At 66.8% G+C, this 16,720-nt stretch carries 13 protein-coding genes and 4 pseudogenes; 8 read left to right on the top strand and 9 right to left on the bottom strand.

Going from position 1 to position 16,720, the window contains the following annotated elements; genetic code table 11:
- Nucleotides 1–14: 14 nt before the first annotated feature.
- Together BUB20358_RS01235 and BUB20358_RS28155 are read right to left on the bottom strand one after the other, a co-directional pair.
- Nucleotides 15–3,467: a CheR family methyltransferase gene (locus BUB20358_RS01235; RefSeq protein WP_223296953.1), complete on the bottom strand. Its 3,453-nt coding sequence runs from the start codon at nt 3,465–3,467 to the stop codon at nt 15–17.
- The gene (locus tag BUB20358_RS28155) at nt 3,440–4,177 is read right to left on the bottom strand and encodes a chemotaxis protein CheB (RefSeq protein ID WP_243408554.1); all 738 of its coding nucleotides are present in this window, start codon (nt 4,175–4,177) and stop codon (nt 3,440–3,442) included. The genes BUB20358_RS01235 and BUB20358_RS28155 overlap by 28 nt, the downstream gene beginning before the upstream one ends.
- Before the next feature lie 118 nt (nt 4,178–4,295).
- Between BUB20358_RS28155 and BUB20358_RS01230 the strand changes: the two genes are divergently transcribed.
- A complete protein-coding gene (locus BUB20358_RS01230) occupies nt 4,296–4,868 on the top strand; it encodes a chemotaxis protein CheB (protein WP_158380428.1) in 573 nt (190 codons plus the stop codon).
- A 43-nt stretch (nt 4,869–4,911) separates the two neighbouring features.
- Here the strand turns inward: BUB20358_RS01230 and BUB20358_RS01225 are convergent, their stop codons facing one another.
- Nucleotides 4,912–5,853: a LysR substrate-binding domain-containing protein gene (locus tag BUB20358_RS01225; protein ID WP_006766439.1), complete on the bottom strand. Its 942-nt coding sequence runs from the start codon at nt 5,851–5,853 to the stop codon at nt 4,912–4,914.
- A gap of 145 nt (nt 5,854–5,998) precedes the next feature.
- Between BUB20358_RS01225 and BUB20358_RS01220 the strand changes: the two genes are divergently transcribed.
- Nucleotides 5,999–6,424, top strand: coding sequence for a PACE efflux transporter (locus tag BUB20358_RS01220; protein WP_006766440.1), 426 nt, complete (start codon nt 5,999–6,001; stop codon nt 6,422–6,424).
- Nucleotides 6,425–6,532: 108 nt separating this feature from the next.
- Here the strand turns inward: BUB20358_RS01220 and BUB20358_RS01215 are convergent, their stop codons facing one another.
- The 4 genes and pseudogenes from BUB20358_RS01215 to BUB20358_RS01200 all read right to left on the bottom strand — a co-directional run.
- Nucleotides 6,533–7,480 carry a choline ABC transporter substrate-binding protein gene (locus BUB20358_RS01215; RefSeq protein ID WP_006766441.1) on the bottom strand — a complete coding sequence of 316 codons (948 nt, stop codon included), beginning with the start codon at nt 7,478–7,480 and terminating at the stop codon, nt 6,533–6,535.
- A gap of 99 nt (nt 7,481–7,579) precedes the next feature.
- The gene (locus tag BUB20358_RS01210; RefSeq protein ID WP_006766442.1) at nt 7,580–8,578 is read right to left on the bottom strand and encodes a GlxA family transcriptional regulator; all 999 of its coding nucleotides are present in this window, start codon (nt 8,576–8,578) and stop codon (nt 7,580–7,582) included.
- A 111-nt stretch (nt 8,579–8,689) separates the two neighbouring features.
- Nucleotides 8,690–9,586: a choline ABC transporter permease subunit gene (gene choW / locus BUB20358_RS01205; RefSeq protein ID WP_006766443.1), complete on the bottom strand. Its 897-nt coding sequence runs from the start codon at nt 9,584–9,586 to the stop codon at nt 8,690–8,692.
- A pseudogene (locus tag BUB20358_RS01200) lies at nt 9,579–10,870 on the bottom strand (quaternary amine ABC transporter ATP-binding protein); the annotation flags it as partial. The pseudogene BUB20358_RS01200 and the gene choW, both read right to left, overlap by 8 nt.
- 941 nt (nt 10,871–11,811) lie before the next feature.
- Here BUB20358_RS01200 and BUB20358_RS01195 point away from each other — a divergent pair.
- From BUB20358_RS01195 to BUB20358_RS28150, 4 genes and pseudogenes are all read left to right on the top strand, one after another.
- A complete protein-coding gene (locus BUB20358_RS01195; RefSeq protein ID WP_035974535.1) occupies nt 11,812–12,462 on the top strand; it encodes an NADPH-dependent FMN reductase in 651 nt (216 codons plus the stop codon).
- A gap of 271 nt (nt 12,463–12,733) precedes the next feature.
- Nucleotides 12,734–12,952 (top strand): hypothetical protein, encoded by a 219-nt coding sequence (locus BUB20358_RS01190; RefSeq protein WP_006766445.1) that lies wholly within the window; start codon nt 12,734–12,736, stop codon nt 12,950–12,952.
- A gap of 98 nt (nt 12,953–13,050) precedes the next feature.
- Nucleotides 13,051–13,953, top strand: a complete 903-nt coding sequence (locus tag BUB20358_RS01185; RefSeq protein ID WP_006766446.1) for a hypothetical protein — start codon at nt 13,051–13,053, stop codon at nt 13,951–13,953.
- Nucleotides 13,954–15,068: 1,115 nt separating this feature from the next.
- Nucleotides 15,069–15,149, top strand: a pseudogene (locus BUB20358_RS28150) (ESPR domain-containing protein); the annotation flags it as partial.
- A 119-nt stretch (nt 15,150–15,268) separates the two neighbouring features.
- Here the strand turns inward: BUB20358_RS28150 and BUB20358_RS28145 are convergent.
- The gene (locus BUB20358_RS28145; RefSeq protein WP_053216726.1) at nt 15,269–15,451 is read right to left on the bottom strand and encodes a hypothetical protein; all 183 of its coding nucleotides are present in this window, start codon (nt 15,449–15,451) and stop codon (nt 15,269–15,271) included.
- Here BUB20358_RS28145 and BUB20358_RS28635 point away from each other — a divergent pair.
- Nucleotides 15,362–15,589: pseudogene (locus tag BUB20358_RS28635) on the top strand (hypothetical protein); the annotation flags it as partial. The gene BUB20358_RS28145 and the pseudogene BUB20358_RS28635 sit on opposite strands and share 90 nt — an antisense overlap.
- 146 nt (nt 15,590–15,735) lie before the next feature.
- Here BUB20358_RS28635 and BUB20358_RS28140 read toward each other — a convergent pair.
- Nucleotides 15,736–15,897: a hypothetical protein gene (locus BUB20358_RS28140; protein WP_236694442.1), complete on the bottom strand. Its 162-nt coding sequence runs from the start codon at nt 15,895–15,897 to the stop codon at nt 15,736–15,738.
- On the opposite strand from BUB20358_RS28140, the pseudogene BUB20358_RS28630 reads away from it, so the two are divergent.
- A pseudogene (locus BUB20358_RS28630) lies at nt 15,863–16,720 on the top strand (ESPR-type extended signal peptide-containing protein); the annotation flags it as partial. The gene BUB20358_RS28140 and the pseudogene BUB20358_RS28630 overlap by 35 nt on opposite strands.

Below are 16,720 nucleotides of genomic sequence, written 5' to 3'. Positions count from 1 at the left end.
GCGCGACGCGGGCGTCACGCCGTCGACCTGCCGCGCGCCGCGCGCTCCGACATCACGCGCGCGATCTCGGCCTTCAGCGCGGTAACCGCGACCGGCTTGGTCAGATGCCCGTCGTAGCCGGCCTGGCGCGCCTCGGACTTGTCGTGCACGCGGCCGAAGCCGGTCAGCGCGATCGCCGGCACGTTGGCCATCGCCGGCAACGCGCGCAGCGTCCTGATCAGCTCGTAGCCGTCCATGCCCGGCATCGCGATGTCGGACAGCACGAGGTCGAAACTGCCGTGCCGCGCCGCGTCGATCGCCGCCTGCGCGCTGCCTTTGCACGTGACGATCGCGCCTTGCAGCTGCAGAACCTTCGAGAACGCGCCGAGGATGTCTTCCGAATCGTCGACCACCAGCACGCGCATTCCGTTCAGCACGACGTCGGCCGGCCGCTGTGCGGCGCCGCGCGCGCGCGGCGGCGACGCATGAGCCGGCAGCCACAGCCGGAACCGGCTGCCGTGCCCGATCCCGTCGGAATGCGCTTCGATCCGCCCGCCGTGCATTTCGGCCAGATGCTTGACGAGCGACAGCCCGATCCCGAGGCCGTGCGTCGAGCGACTGCGCGGGACGCTCGCCTGGCTGAACATGTCGAAAATTTTCGGCAGGAAATCGGGCGCGATGCCGTTTCCGGTGTCGGCCACGTCGACGCGCGCGCCGTCGCCTTCGCGCGCGAGCGTCAACGTGACCGTGCCGCCGGCCGGCGTGAATTTCAGCGCATTGCTCAGCAGGTTCCACAGGATCTGCTCGACGCGCACCGGGTCGGCCTCGACGACGACCGGCGCGGACGCGCCGTCCAGCGTCACCGAGATGCCGCGGCTCGTCGCGTCGCGCCGGCACGCATCGACGAGCGTGCGCAGCAGCGCGGCGAGATCGGTCGGCACGCGGTCCAGCGTGAGCTTGCCGGTGCGCGCTCGCGACATGTCGAGCAAGTCGTCGATGATCTTCGCCTGGCTCATCACCGAGCGCTGGATCGCGTTGACCGCGTCGCGCACGACGTCGAGCTCGCGCGTCTCCGGCGCGAGCGACAGCAGCTCCGCCTTCACGTGGATCAGGTTCAGCGGGTTCTTCAGCTCGTGCGACAGCACCGCGAAGAACTCGTCCTTGATCCGGTTCGCTTCCTCGGTCTTCTCGCGCATCGAGCGCTCGGTGGCCAATTGATCGAACTGGCGCTTTTCGATGCTCTTGCGCTCGGTCAGGTCGCGCGCGATTTTCGCGAAGCCCTTGAACGTGTCGTCGTTGATGAACGTCACTTCGCCGCCGCAATAGATCTTCTCGCCGTCCTTGCGCAGATACCAGCGTTCGTCGTCCGAGCGCCCGAGCCGCTGCGCCTGCTCGCGCTCGACCGCGCCGTGCGACCGGTCTTCCGGCAAATAGATCATGTCGATCGGCCGGCCGATCACCTCGTCCTCCGAATAGCCGAACACGCGCTCGGCGCCCTTGTTCCACGTGACGATCGTGCCGTCCATGTTCTGGACGATGATCGCGAAGTTGCTCGTGCTCTCGGCCGCGAGCCGCAGCCGCGCCTCGTTCGCGCGCAGCTTGGCCTCGGCCCGGCGCCGCTCGGTGATGTCGGTCAGCGTCAGCACCGCGCCGTCGATGCGGTCGTCCGACGTGCGATACGGCAGCAGCCGCGCCAGATACCAGTTGCCGTCGGAGCTCGGCACTTCGCGCTCGATCAGCCTCAGCGATTCGAACGTCGCGACGGCGTCCGCGGCGAGCTCCGGATAGTCGAGACGATGCGTGATGTCGAGCAGCGAACGGCCGACGTCGGTGGCAATCAGGTTGAACAGCCCGACCGCAGCCGGCGTGAAGCGCTTCACGCGCATGCCGCGATCCATGAAGATCGTCGCGATGCCGGTCGATGCGATCAGGTTCTGCAGATCGTCGTTCGCCTTCGCGGTTTCCTCGACCTTCGCCTGCAGCTCGGCGTTGACGGTGATGAGCTCCTCGTTGACCGATTGCAGCTCTTCCTTGCTGGTCTCGAGCTCCTCGGTCGCCGATCGCAGCTCCTCGTTGATCGCCTGCAGCTCTTCGTTCGACGCCTTCAGCTCTTCGGTCGATACGTCGGCCTGCTCGATCGTCAACTGCAGCTGCTGCTTCGTACGATGGAGTTCGTTCTCGAGCTGCGTGAGCACCGCGTTGCTGCCGTTCGCGTCGTCGGCGCGCCGCACCTCCGCGCGCACGTCGGTTTCCTCTTCGAACACCACCAGCAGGAACACGCTGCCGAGCTGATCGTCGCGGAACGGCCGCACCGCCATACCGACGCGCGACACCATGTCGCCCATCGGCAGCTCGACCTGCTGCGCATTGACGGGCCGACCGCCCTGCAGCGCCTGGAACAGCGCGGTACGCAGCTGCAGACGCAATTCCGGACGCACCAGCGTGACGAGATTGCGCGACGGTTCGCCGCCGACGTAGCGCAGATAGCGGCCGGCCGGCTCGGCCATGTGCACGATGTCGTAGTTGTGATCGACGACGAGGCTCGGCGAACCGTATCGTTCGAGCGCGCGCTGATGCAGGCTCGCATACGCGAGCGGCGGGCGCTGGACGGTCACGTCGTCCTGCGCCGCGACGCCGAACGACGTGCCGAACTGCATCGTCGGCAGCGCCGGCGGCGGCGGACGCAGCGCCACGGCACCCTGCTTCGCGCGATAGATCCGGTGCTTCACGTCGATCGGCGTGAACAGGTCGTCGGCGACTTCGGCGGACTCCGAGTTGCCGAGGAACAGATAGCCGCCGGACTGCAGCGCGAAGTGGAACGTCTGCAGCACGTGACGCTGCGCGTCGCGATCGAGATAGATCAGCAGGTTGCGGCACGAAATGAAATCGAGCCGCGAGAACGGCGGATCGCGCAGCACGTTGTGGGTCGCGAACAGCACCTTCTCGCGCAACGCCTTGATCACGTGATAGCGGCCGTGCTCCTTCGTGAAGAACTGGCGCAGGCGGCCCGCCGGCACGTCCGCGATGATCGATTCCGGATACGCGCCGGCGCGCGCGATGCCGATCGCGCGCTCGTCGATGTCGCTGCCGAACAGCTGAATCGACGGCAGGTTCGGATGGCGGTCCGCATAGTCGAGCAGGATCATGCCGAGCGAATAGACTTCCTCGCCGGTCGAGCAGCCGGCGGTCCACCCGCGGATCTGATCGTCGCTCGTCTTGTTCTCGAAGATGCGCGGGACGATCTCGGCACCGAACGCGTCGAACGCGCTGCGATCGCGGAAAAAGTTCGTCACGCCGATCAGCATGTCCTTCAGCAGCGCGTTGGTTTCGTCCGGATGCGCGTGAAGGAAGCGCTGATAGTCGACCAGCGTGGTCAGCGCGTTGACCTGCAGGCGCCGCTCGATGCGGCGCAGAACGGTGGCCCGCTTGTAATGGCGGAAATCGTTGCCGGTGCGCGTCCTCACCATCGACAGAATGTCGCGCAGCACTTTTTTTCGGTGTCCGCCGACATGCCGGCGACGTTCGGGTCTTCCGCCGAGTCGTTGCCGGTCGCCTTCGGCATCTGGATCGCGCGCGCGTTGCGCTGCAGCGCGATCAGCTTCTGCGGCATGTCGGCCACCGGGAGCAGGAAGTCGATCTGGCCGGTCGCGATCGCGCTCTGCGGCATTTCCTGATGCTCGGCTTCTTCCGGCAATTGCGCGATCGTGATGCCCGCCTGCTCCTTCACGTGCCCGACGCCGACCGAGCCGTCGCTGCCGGTGCCCGACAGCACGATGCTCACCGCGCGCTCGCGATGCGCGTCGGCCAAACTGCGGAAGAACAGATCGATCGCGACCGGGCGGCCCGGCGCGCGCTGCGACCGGCTCACGTTCAGGCTGCCGTCGGTGATCGTCAGCTCGCTCGACGGTGAAATGATGTACACGTGGTCGGGTTCGATCCGCGTGGATTCGGTCACCTGCAGCACCGGCATCCTCGTCGCGCGCTGCAGCACCTGGTCGGCACTGCTTTCGTGCTTCGGAGACAGGTGCAGGATGACGACGAATGCCATCCCCATATCCGCCGGCGCGTGGCCGAAGAAATTCAGCAGCGCCTGGATCCCGCCGGCAGAAGCGCCGATGCCTACGATCGGGAAGCGGCCTTGGTCGTCGGCGACGTCGCGCGTGCTCCGCCGCTCGTCCGCCCGTGTTTTCTCGTTCATTCGAAAATATCTCCGGTGCCGGATATTGTATCCGGCTCGACCTCGCGCTTCGCCCCCGCGCCGGCCGGCGGCACGAGTTCTGCGCCACCGACGGGCCATGTCCGCGTCGGGAGCGCAGATGACAAGTCGAAATATCGTCGTTGTTGCCGCATCGGCGGGCGGCGTCGCCGTGCTTCAGCAAGTTTTACCCGCGCTTCCTGCGGAGCTCGATGCGGCAGTTCTGAACGTAGTGCACACCGGCCCGAATCCGAATACGCTGCCGGTCACGCTCGCGCACGGATGCAGCCTGCCCGTTCGTCATCCGTATCCGGACGAGCCGATCCGGCGCTCGGTCGTCTATCTCGCGCCGCCGGACCGGCACCTGATCGTCGCGCATGGCCGCGTGCAGCTCACGTCGGATCCGAAGGAAAACTTTACGAGGCCCGCCGCCGACCCGCTCTTTCGCTCGGCGGCGTTCGGATATGGGTCGGGAGTCGTCGGCGTCGTGCTGACCGGCTACCTGAACGACGGCGCGGCGGGCGCCGCCGTCATCCGGTCGCACGGCGGTTTCGTGATCGTGCAGGATCCGTCCGATTGCGTCGCGCCGTCGATGCCGATGAACGCGTTGCGTGCGGCGGATGCGGACGTCGTGTCGCCGGTCGATGCGCTCGGCGCGCACATCGTCGCCGCGGTGAACGGCTCGGACCGGTAGCCGCGCAAACGAGCCGACGTTGCCGGGCAGCGCTGCGTGCGATTCACGCGTTTCGCACCGCTGCGCCGCGCACGTCGATCCGCGCGACCGCGTCGCGCGTGTGCGCGATCTCCGCATCGAGCCAGTCGAGAAACCGGCGAACTTCCGGCTCGCGCTCGCGCCCCGGCCGGCACAGCGCGATGAAGCGCGCGCCCGGCAGCCACACCGACGGCTCGACCGGCACCAGCGCGCCGCGCTCGACGTGCTCGGCGGCGAGCACCGAGCTGAGCAGCCCGACACCCTGCCCGTGCAGCACCGCCTGCAGCGCGTAATGCTCGTCGTCGTAATGGCGGAACACCGCGCGTTCGAGCCATGCTTCGCGCGCGGCCGCGCGGCACCACGACGCCCAGTCGACCGATGCGGGCAGCGGCGTGTCCCACGCGGTCTCGATCAGTGCGAGCGGTGCGTCCGCGCGAACGACGTCGAAGTCGGGCGCCGCATACGCGCCGAAATACTCGTCGATCAGCGCGATCTCGTGCAGCGCCGGGAACGTGCGCGACGTCGCGCGTATCGCGACGTCGATCCGCGCATCGCGTTCGAGATCGACGAGCGCATTGCCGGTTTCGACCTTGATGTGCAGGTGCGGATCGACGCGGCGAAACCGGCCGAGCCGCGGAATCAGCCACATCGCCGCAAACGCGGGCGTCGTGGTCAGCACGAGCGTGCGCTCGGCCGCGTCGCCGGGCCGCATCGCGTCGAGCCCGCGGCTCAGCGCGAGCAGCGCGTGGTGGCACGTGCGGAACAGCCGCTCGCCGTCGTCGGTGACGCGCACGCCGCTCGCGCCGCGCTCGAACAGCAGCACGCCGAGCCGGCTTTCCAGCGACTTGATCCGGTGCGACACGGCGGCCGGCGTCACGGACAGTTCGTCGGCGGCCGCCTTGAACGTGCCGAGCCGCGCCGCCGACTCGAATACACGCAATGCAGTCAGGGGAATTCTGGAGAACACGGAGCCTCGCGCGCCGGCCGCGGCCGGGTTGAACTGGGTTCAATCCCGGTGAGATTAGGTGAATTGAAACGGGTGCGCAACGCGCGTAGCGTGGCGGACGTCGCGGCGAGGATGCCGCCCCGGTCAGTCGAAACGGAGAAACGACGTGCAAGGCCTACCGCGCCGCATCGTGCAGGCGGTGCTCTACGAAGCGATCGCGATCTCGTGCATCTCGCCGGCGATCGCGGCGATCTTCAAGCAGGATCTCGTGTACTCCGGCGCGCTGTCGGCGACGATGTCGGCGATCGCGATGCTGTGGAACATGATCTTCAACGCGCTGTTCGAGCGCTGGGAAGCGTCGCGCCGTCAGCGCACGCGCACGCTCGCGCGACGCGTGCTGCACGCATGCGGATTCGAGGGCGGGCTGATCTTCATCCTCGTGCCCGTCGTGTCGTGGTGGCTCGACATCTCGTGGTTCGATGCGTTCGTCGTCGACATCGGACTGTTCGCATTCTTCTTCTGCTACGCGTTCGTGTTCCAGTGGGCGTTCGATCGCGTGTTCGGCGTGCCGGCGGCGACGAACGAGTGTTGAGCGCGGGTGGCGTTTGGGCGGCCGTGTCGCGCGCACGCACGGTCCGCCGAAACGGCGCGGCCCGCCCGCACGGCGCGGGCGGGCCGCCGCTTCGTCAATGTGTGCCGCTCAATGCACGCCGAGATACGCCTTCACGGCCGGCAGCCCCGGCTTTCCGTCGATCGTCGTCACGCCGGCCAACCACTTGTCGAGCGCCTGCGGGTTCGCCTTCAGCCACTTCGCGGCCGCCTTGTTCGGATCTTCCTTGTTCATGATCGGCACCATCACGTGGTTCTCGATCGCCGTCGTGAACTGCAGGTTCGACACGAACTTCGCGACGTTGGGGCAACGCTGCTCGTAGTCCGGCGGCGTCGCGGTCAGCACCTTCGCTTCGCCGTAGTTCGGGCCGAACACGTCGTCGCCGCCGCTCAGATAGTCGATCTTCATCTGCACGTTCATCGGATGCGGTTCCCAGCCGAGGAACACGATCCACTGCTTGTCGCGGATCGCCCGGTTCACCTCGACCAGCATCCCCGCCTCGCTCGACTCGACGAGCTTGAACTTGCCGAGGCCGAACTGGTTGCCGTCGATCATCTTCTTGATCAGCGCATTGCCGTCGTTGCCCGGCTCGATCCCGTAGATCTTGCCGTTCAGCTTGTCCGCGTACTTCTGGATGTCCGCGAACGACTTCAGGCCGCCCTGATACACGTAGTCGGGCACCGCGAGCGTGTATTTCGCGCCGGTCAGGTTCGGCGTCGCGAGCACCTTGATCGTGCCGGCCTTCGTGAACGGCTGGATGATCGGATCCATCGTCGGCGACCAGTAGCCGAGGAACACGTCGATCTGCTTGCTCTTGATCCCGGCGAACGTGATCGGCACCGACGCGATCGTCTTCGTCGGGTTGTAGCCGAGCCCCTGCAGCATCGTCGACGCGAGGCCGGTCGTCGCCGCGATATCGGACCAGCCGACGTCCGCGAAGCGCACGTTCTTGCATGCCGGCGGATCGGCGGCATGGACGGCCGACATCGGCGCGGCGACCCCGATCCCGCACACCGCTGCGATCAATAGGCGCTTCATCTGTCTTCTCCTCAAAGTGATGTCTTTTGCACTGAATGCGGGATCGTCGATGGAAGCCGCGCGCCGCGATCCCGGCGGCGCCGCGGGAAATCGTGCCGGTCAGCGGCCCGGCAGCCTGCGCTCGTAGCTCGGCGCGTGGCCGAACTGCGCGCGATACGCCTTGCTGAAGTGGCACGGCGAATGAAAACCGCAGATCGTCGTCACGCGCGCGATCGACGCGTCGGTCGTGCGCAGCAGGTCGCGCGCGCGCTTCAGGCGCAGCGTCAGGTAATAGTGGGTCGGCGACACGTTCAGATAGACCTTGAACATCCGCTGCAGATGCCGCTGCGACAGCCGCACGAGCCGCGCGAGTTCCTCGAGCGACAGCGGCTCCTCGATGTTCGCCTCCATCAGCCGCACGACCTCGATCAGCTCGGCGCGCGAGAAGCCGACGCGCGCATCGACCGGAATCGGCTGCGTGTCGGTCGAGCTGCGGATGCGCTCGAGGATGAACTGCTCGGACACCTGCGCGGCGAGTTGCTGCCCGAAGCGCATGCCGACCAGGTTCAGCATCAGGTCGAGCGGCGCGGTGCCGCCCGTGCACGTGAGCCGATCGCGATCGACGACGAACAGTTCGTCCGCGAAGCTCACCTGCGGAAACTCGGCATGCAGCGAGGACAGATTCTCCCAATGCACGGTGCAGCGATAGCCGTCGAGGAGGCCGCCCGACATCAGCGCGTACGCGCCCGTACAGATGCCGCCGAGCGGCAGCCCGCGCTCGGCGAGCGCCGCGAGCGTGTCGCGCGCGGTTTCGTCGACGACGTCGCGGATACGGATGCCGCCGCACACGATCATCACGTCAGGCAGATCGTCGTAGTCGAGCGCGCGGGTCGGCCGCACCGCGATGCCGTTGCTCGCATGCACCGGCGCGCCGTCGAGCGAGTAGATCGACCATCGGTAATGATCGGCACGCCCGACGTAGTTGGCCATGCGAAGCACTTCGACCGCGCTCGAGAACGCGATCATCGAGAAGTTCGGCAGCGTCAGGAAGCCGAAATGTGCGAGGGACGAAACCGGTGAAACGCAGGCGGCGGGCGCAACAGCGGCGGCAGACGTCACATCGCTCTCCTGGCGAAAGGTTGCAAGGGGCCAGCTCCGCGGCGAACGCCGCGGAAGCCGTCGTAGAACGAATCGGAATGCGCGGCCGGCGCGACGCCGGCCGCCGGTCGATCAGGCCTGCGCGGGCTCGGCCTTGACCCGAAAGAGCTGCTTCAGGCCCGCGAACAGCGGCGCTCTCGCGGCGCCCGGCGCGCGGCCGAAGCTTTCGGTGATGCGGTCGAGAATGATCGCGAGCAGCACGACCGACAGACCGCTTTCGAAACCGAGGCCGATGTCGAGGCGCTGGATGCTCGCGAGCACGTCGTTGCCGAGGCCGCCGGCGCCGACCATCGACGCGATGATCACCATCGACAGCGCCATCATGATCGTCTGGTTCACGCCCTGCATGATCGACGGCAGCGCGTTCGGGAACTGCACCTTGTACAGCAGCTGCCACGGCGTGCAGCCGAATGCCTGGCCGGCTTCGACGATCTCGCGGTTCACGTGGCGGATGCCGAGGCTCGTCAGCCGCACGGCCGGCGGCATCGCGAAGATCACCGTCGACAGGATCCCCGGCACGCGGCCGAGGCCGAACAGCATCGCGGCCGGAATCAGATAGACGAATGCGGGCATCGTCTGCATCAGGTCCAGGATCGGGCGCACGATCGCGGCGACCCATTTGCTCTTCGCGGCCCAGATGCCGAGCGGGATGCCGAGCACGAGGCTGATGATCGTCGACGACAGCGTGAGGCCCAGCGTGATGACGGTCTGATCCCAGAAGCCGGTCGCGAAGATCAGCAGCAGCGACAGCGTCGTAAACAGCGCGAAGCGCCAGCCCACGCGCCACAGCCCGATGCCGATGAAGAACGCCATCATCAGCCACATCGGTACGGCCTGCAGGCCGTGTTCGATCAGTGCGGCGAGCCCTTCGATCGCGCGACCGATCGCGTCGAACGTCGCGGCGTCGTGGTCGAGCAGGTAATGAACGGACTGGTCGACCCAGCTGCCGAGCGGAATCATTTCAGACATGGGAGCCTCGCGAACGCGTGATGGCCTTCAGGATGAGTGCGCGGTCCACCGAACCGCAGTAGCAGCCGTCGTCGTCGACGACCGGCAGCGCGTTCGGGCTCGCCACGACACGCGCGACGACGTGATCGAGCGTCGCGTCGCGCCGGATGCTCTCGATCGGACGCACGGACGGCGACGCGTCGCCGATCGCATCGCGCGTGACGAAGCCGCGGATCTTGCGTTGCGCGTCGAGCACGAACGCGTATTCGGCGCTGCCGTTGAGCGACTCGGCGACGTTCGCCGCGTCGAGCTTCGACACGAGCGGCACGGCGCCCGTCTGCATCAGATCGCCGGCGGTCAGATAGCGGCTCGTGTCGATGCCGTCGAAGAACGCGCGCACGTAGTCGTCGGCCGGATTCGCGATGATGTCCTGCGGCGTGCCGACCTGCACGAGCCGCCCGCCTTCCATGATCGCGATGCGGTTGCCGATGCGCAGCGCCTCTTCGAGATCGTGCGACACGAACATGATCGTGCGGCGCTGCTCCTTCTGCAGCTGCAGCAGCACGTTCTGCATTTCCTTGCGCTTGAGCGGATCGAGCGCGGAGAACGCCTCGTCCATGATCATCAGCGACGGGTTCACGGCCAGCGCGCGCGCGAGACCGACGCGCTGCTGCATCCCGCCCGACAGCTCGGACGGCAGCTTGTGCGAGAACGGCGCGAGACCGACCTGCTCGAGCACTTCCATCGCACGGCGCTCGCGCTCCTTCCGGCCGACGCCCGCCACCTCGAGGCCGAACGCGGCGTTCGACAGCACGGTGCGTTGCGGCATCAGCGCGAACGACTGGAACACCATGCTCATGTCCTTGCGGCGCAGCGCGGTCAGCTCCGAGCGGCGCGCCGACGCGACGTCGAGCCCGTCGACCAGCACCTTGCCGGCGCTCGGATCGACCAGCCGGTTCACGAGGCGGATCAGCGTGGATTTGCCGGAGCCGGACAGGCCCATCAGCACGAATATTTCGCCTTCCTGCACGTCGAAAGATACGTTGTGCACGCCGACGACCTGGCCCGTGCGCTTCAGTACTTCGTCCTTCGTCGCACCGGCGGCGAGCATGTCGAGCGCCTGCTGCGGGTTACTTCCAAATACCTTGCACAGACCTTCGACTACGACCTTGGGGGCATCCATCGAAACCTTCTCCTCGTGTAGCGGGGACTTACGCGCGTCACAGCGTGCCTACATAGTTGCCAGAAAAAACCCCGGCCTGCCGACGAATTACGACAAACGCTTGCGCAAATACGACACGGCCGCCGGCCCCGCCGGGCGGGGCGCGGCGCGCGGCGGCACCCGTTTGCGGCGACGCAAAACCCGCGCGGCCAGCAGCGGCGGGCATCGCGTGCGCGCGTTGTGCGCAGCAGCGCGCGGCGCGCACGGTGTCGTTTTGCGCGGCTTCGCGTGCGGCGCACGTCGCTTTGCGACAAATCCGCGTCCGATCCGCCGGTGTCGGCCTTCGTTGCCGGCCGTGTCGCAGCGATGGGTGCCGCCGGTGCAACCGGACTTCACGCGCCGGCTCGCCGGCCGTGCGCGTCGTGTCGACGTAGACGGCAGACGCGCGTTACGCGCTTTCGGCGGCACACCACCGATTCGTACAAGCTCGGCCGATTCGGCGCCGGCGGCAAGATGCGGATTCCCCTCGCTCGGCATGCCGGACGGTAAGCCGGCGCGGCATGGCGTCCGGCCTTCCGTGACGATGCAGCGAGGACGTCGTACGTGCGATGTTCGCGTTTGCCGGCCGTGCCGAACGCGCGCGGTGCGATGAATGACGGAAGAAGGGTTGCGGCCTGCGGCGACCGCATTCCGTCATGCGGACGAAACCGGCCGTGTCGTCGGCGACGAGCGCAGCGTCGCGCGCCCGCTGTCGGCCGAACATGCGCCGGCCCGCCGAACCCGGTGCCCGCGCTCGCGCCCCTTTTCAAACCGAGGACGAAAAAAAGCCCCGCCTGCATCCGCGCGGCGGGGCCAACCCATGTCAGTAGAGACATCATGGAGGAGACGGATTCATCTTATCGATGCCGGCGCGCGGCCCCAACCAAGCATTTCTGCTATCGATCTGCGCGGCCGCGCGGACGATTGCCCGCCCGGCGCCGCATATCGATAGAACGAAAAGTCGTTTTCACAGCGGCGGCGCGGTCGTTACCATGCGGTTTTAAGCCTGTGCTTAGCCGGGCCAGCCATTCCCGAGGAGCGCCCCTTGACTGCATTCGATCAACACCGCCGCCCGTTCGTCGTCGGCATCGGCGGTACTACCCGGGCCGCGTCGTCGACCGAGCGCGCGCTGTCGTTCGCGCTGCGCGGCGCGCAAGCCGCCGGCGCCCGCACGCGCCTGTTCGACGGCCCGTTTCTGCATACGCTGCCGCACTACGCGCCGGAGCACGGCACGCTGACGGACGCGCAGCGCGAACTGATCGACGCCGTGCGCGAAGCCGACGCGATCATCATCGCGACGCCCGGCTATCACGGCGGCGTGTCCGGCCTCGTGAAGAACGCGCTCGATACGCTGGAGGAACTGCGCGCCGACGCGCGCCCGTACCTCGACGGCCGCGCGGTCGGCCTGATCGTCACCGCATACGGGTGGCAGGCGGCCGGCACCGTGCTCACGTCGCTGCGCTCGATCGTCCACGCGCTGCGCGGCTGGCCGACGCCGTTCGGCGCGACCGTCAACACGCTCGAGACGCGCTTCGACAGCGCCGACAGCTGCTCGGATCCGAAGGTCGTCGCGCAGCTCGAGACGGTCGGCTCGCAAGCGGCCGAATTCGCGCTCGCGTTCGCGTCGCATCGCGCGGCCACGCACGCCGCGTCCGTCGACACGCTCGCGCCCGTCCTGAAGATCGCCAATCACTGATTCCGCCGCTGTGCTGCGTCGCGTGCACGCGTGCGTCTACGTGCACGCCTGCCGTATGCGCGACGCACGCGCCATTGCGCCGTCGCCCGCTGCATCGCGGGCCTCGGCGACACGCGGCTCGCCCCGCCCCTGCCCGTTTGCGCGCCGTCGCCGCCGTTTCCCGTGCCGATAACGATTCCGGCCACCGGCTAATTTGCATTGGCCGAAAGATTGGTTCACGCCGGCCGCGGGTTTTCGTACGCTGAACGTCCGAACTTTCTCCGCGTACGCCATGAACCGCACGATCCGCTACAAAGGCTACGAAGTCGCGCCCGCCGCCGCCCGGCTGCCGAACGGGCTGTTCGCCGCGAACCTGACGATCGAGAAGGCGAGCGGCGGCCCGGCGCCGCGGTCGGTGTCGTTCGACGCGATCGACTTCTTCTTCGAGGAGGAGCACGCGCTCGCGTACGCGTCGAGATGGGGCCGCCTCTGGGTCGATACGCAGGCTTGACGCGAGCCGCCCGCCGCGTGCGCATGGCCGCACGAAAATGCGCGAATACGGAACCTATGTGAGAATCTTTCGATCCGTAATCGCATAACAAACAAGCCATGACTGACACGCTGCACGACGAGCATGCAGCCGCGGATCACGCAATGCGCAACTGGACCTTCGAGGGGCAAGGTCCGGTGAAGATCGGTTCCGATGCGCACAAGCAGATGTTCTGCCGCATGCTGCTCGACACACACAATCCGTACAAGCCGGCCGTGATCGACTGGCCCGCGCTGAAGCCCGACGAGCTGAAGCGGCTCACGTCGCTGCCGATCTGGGACATCGCGGTGCAGACCGAAGGGCGCGCATCGATCCGCGTCGCGACGTTCGCGTCGACGGTCGACGATCCGCTGCTTCGCCAGGCGCTCGACATGGACGGCGGCGAGGAGGCGCGTCACAAGGTCGTGCTGTCGAAGCTCGTCGAAGCGTACGGGATCGCGCTCGCGCCCGAGCCGCCGTACCCGGCGCCGAAGGATCCGGAATGGTCGTGGATGGTCACCGGCTTCAGCGAATGCATCGACAGCTTCTTCGCGTTCGGGCTGTTCCGCTCCGCGCAGCGCTCCGGCTATTTCCCGCCCGAGCTCGTCGAAACGTTCGAGCCCGTGATCCAGGAAGAAGGCCGCCACATCCTGTTCTTCGTGAACTGGTACGCGTGGTACTGGCGGAACATGCCGTGGTGGCGCCGGCCGTGGTTCTTCGCGCGCGTCGCGGCCGTGTGGGCGTTCCTGATCTGGGAGCGCATCGGCATCGCGCGCGGCATCGACGCCGACGGCGTCGCGCACGACGCGAACTTTCCCGCGACCGGCACCGCGGCGGTCGGCGATGCGCTGAATCCGCGCGAGCTGATCGAGCTGTGTCTTGCCGAGAACGACCGGCGAATGGCCGGGTACGACGAGCGCCTGCTGCGCCCGACGCTCGTGCCGCGCATCGCACGCTTCGCGTTGCGCTTTCTGCGGAAATAACGCGGCGAGCGCCGCGGCCCGGTGCTTTGCTGCGCCGGGCGCCACCTTCGATTGCGCCACCTTCGATTGCGCCGGCTTCGCGGTCGGCCGCCTGCTCACTATTGCTGCGGACGATGCGGCCGGCCGATGCTATGCGCGTCGGCCGCGACGCTGACCGGCTGCTCCGGTGAAGCGGCGAAATGTCGTCCAGGCGCCGGTTCGCTCGGTGCGGCGTGGGCCGCGCACGCGCGTTTCGACCGAACGATGTCGCGCGCGGCACACACTCGCTGCGCGCTTTCTTCCACACGCCGTTCGTCCTGCGATCCGCGCCGGAAATTTGACAATTCAGGCGCGCGTTGTGCGGTCGGCGCTCGTCGAGCGACCGCTGGTCGACAGCCTTCCGTCATCGCGCGCACGAACGCTCGATTCACGCGTCTCGTCCGCGGCATCGCGCGTTGCTTCGCGGCATCGATATCGTCAATAGGACCGATACCGGAAATCAATGCCGGAAGGCCGGCATCTGCCATAGCAGCATTTTTTTACGGTCCGTCGAAACGGCGGGCGAACGAAAGGCCCGCCGGACGGGCCTGCCGTCGCACCCAATGCGAAGATCGGCATATCGCAATTTTCAGGCGACAGGACGAACTCAAAATCAAGGTGAATATAAAATAAAATACAAGATATTCAGCCTATCAGGCTTAATATGTTAATTTAATTGTAACGACCAAATCAAAAACAGCAGCAAGAGATCGTTACAAATGTGAAAGCATGAATGCCCGCGCAAACGTTTGCGGCTTCATTCATCTTACTTTCTCGGGCCGGCAGCGCTCTATCCGACCATGAACTATCATGCAACTCACTGATTCTTATCACTTTTATTTATCTCAAGGGTCCGTTCGGCGACCTTCGTGACGCATCCTGCGATTTATCAATTCCGTCTCGCCGCGATATATCAAGACGCGATCCATTAACCATCCTTTAACTTTTGCGCTCCGCGATTTTTCACTGTTTGTCAATCCACATAATCGACCTCCAATAAACTCCGCCCGTCAATTTTGAGATTCGCGCGTCCGCACCGCATATTCGTCTTGCGAAAGCGGCGCGTGTGCTGCGTGCTTATTTGGAGGTAGCAGGACATGAACCGCACATACCGCTCGATCTGGAACGAAGCCCTCGGCGCGTGGGTCGCCGGATCGGAACTGGATTCGGCCCGGGGCAAGAGCAAGCGCTCTGCTTCCGTCAAGCTGCTCGTCAGCCTGCTGCTCGTCGGCGCAGCACAGGCGGCCTCTGCAGGCACTTACTCGTTCAGCGGAGGCAACGGCGGAGCGAATTGCGGCTACGGCGGCGGCACCGGGCCGGACGGCATACGCACGTATCCGGGCGGGACGAACCCGCAGGACGGCACCGGCGGGTGGTCGTCGGTTGCCGGCTGCAGCGCGAACGGCAACAACTTCAGCGGCGTCACGCTGTTCGGCTCAAATACGACAGCCTCCGGCAACGGCGCCGTGGCGATCGGCATGGGCGCGCCTATGCCGCGCAGCTCGGCACCGCGACCGGCCTTCAGGCAACGGCGTCGGGTCAATCGAGCACGGCGCTCGGCTACAACGCTTTGGCAGGCGGCACCGGCTCCGTGGCGCTGGGCGCGAATGCGACGACGACGGCCGACGGCTCGATCGCGATCGGCACCGGCGCGAAGACGACGGGCGGCTCGCAGGACATCAATTCGATCGCGATCGGGAACGGCGCGACGAGCTACGGCCAAAGCTTCGCGCTCGGTACGGGCGCGTCCGCCGACCAGAACGGTTATTTGCAGCAGAACAGCGGTGTCGCGGTCGGCGCGCTGGCAAAGACGTCGAACAACACGACGCGCGCCGTTGCGCTCGGCGTCGGCGCAACGGTCGACAATTCGAGCTCGGTGATCGATGCGGGCATGGCGTTGGGCGCCGGCGCCACGTCGGCTGCCAACAGCGCGCTCGCGCTCGGTACGACTGCGAAGGCTTACGGGAACAACGCAATCGCGCAAGGCACGAACGCCGTCGCCGGCGTCAGCGGCTCGCCGGCCACCGCAAACGACATCGCACTCGGAAACGGCGCGACCGCGTCGGGCGGCGGCTCGATCGCGCTGGGCGCGGGCGCGACGTCCACCGTCGCGAACTCGGCCGCGATCGGCTCGGGCGCCGTCACGAGCGGCGCCGCGTCGGCCACGACCGGCGGCACCGGTACTGTCAGCAGCACGATTGCCGGGCAGTCGTTCGGCACGTTCGCCGCGGCCAACTCGTCCGCCGGGGTCGTCAGCGTCGGGAACGTCGGCTCGGAGCGCCGGATCCAGAACGTCGCAGCCGGCCTCGTCACGAGCACCAGTACCGACGCGATCAACGGCAGCCAGCTCTACGCCGTCGCGAGCACGACGACGTCGAGCATCGCGAGCCTGTCGACTTCCACGTCGAGCGGCTTGTCGTCGGCCAATAGTTCGATCACGTCGCTTTCGACTTCGGCTTCGACCGGGATTGGCTCGCTTTCTACCGGGCTGAGCTCCGCCAACAGCTCGGTGGCTTCGCTGTCGACTTCCACGTCGAGCGGCCTGTCGTCGGCCAATAGTTCGATCGCGTCGCTTTCCACTTCGGCTTCGACCGGGATTGGCTCGCTTTCTACCGGGCTGAGCTCCGCCAACAGCTCGGTGACTTCGCTGTCGACTTCCACGTCGAGCGGCCTGTCGTCGGCCAATAGTTCGATCACGTCGCTTTCGACTTCGGCTTCGACCGGGATTGGCTCGCTTTCTACCGGGCTG

Source organism: Burkholderia dolosa (genome assembly GCF_902499135.1).
Taxonomy (GTDB): Bacteria; Pseudomonadota; Gammaproteobacteria; order Burkholderiales; family Burkholderiaceae; genus Burkholderia; species Burkholderia dolosa.
Note: the sequence above shows the minus strand (reverse complement) of the source record. Positions and strands in the feature narration are given on the sequence as shown.

Coding starts and splice junctions, on each gene's coding strand:
- BUB20358_RS28155 (WP_243408554.1), bottom strand. CDS start 4,177: ATGAACGAGAAAACACGGGCGGACGAGCGGCGGAGCACGCGCGACGTC.
- BUB20358_RS01230 (WP_158380428.1), top strand. CDS start 4,296: ATGACAAGTCGAAATATCGTCGTTGTTGCCGCATCGGCGGGCGGCGTC.
- BUB20358_RS01215 (WP_006766441.1), bottom strand. CDS start 7,480: ATGAAGCGCCTATTGATCGCAGCGGTGTGCGGGATCGGGGTCGCCGCG.
- choW (WP_006766443.1), bottom strand. CDS start 9,586: ATGTCTGAAATGATTCCGCTCGGCAGCTGGGTCGACCAGTCCGTTCAT.
- BUB20358_RS01190 (WP_006766445.1), top strand. CDS start 12,734: ATGAACCGCACGATCCGCTACAAAGGCTACGAAGTCGCGCCCGCCGCC.
- BUB20358_RS01185 (WP_006766446.1), top strand. CDS start 13,051: ATGACTGACACGCTGCACGACGAGCATGCAGCCGCGGATCACGCAATG.
- BUB20358_RS28145 (WP_053216726.1), bottom strand. CDS start 15,451: ATGCCGATCGCCACGGCGCCGTTGCCGGAGGCTGTCGTATTTGAGCCG.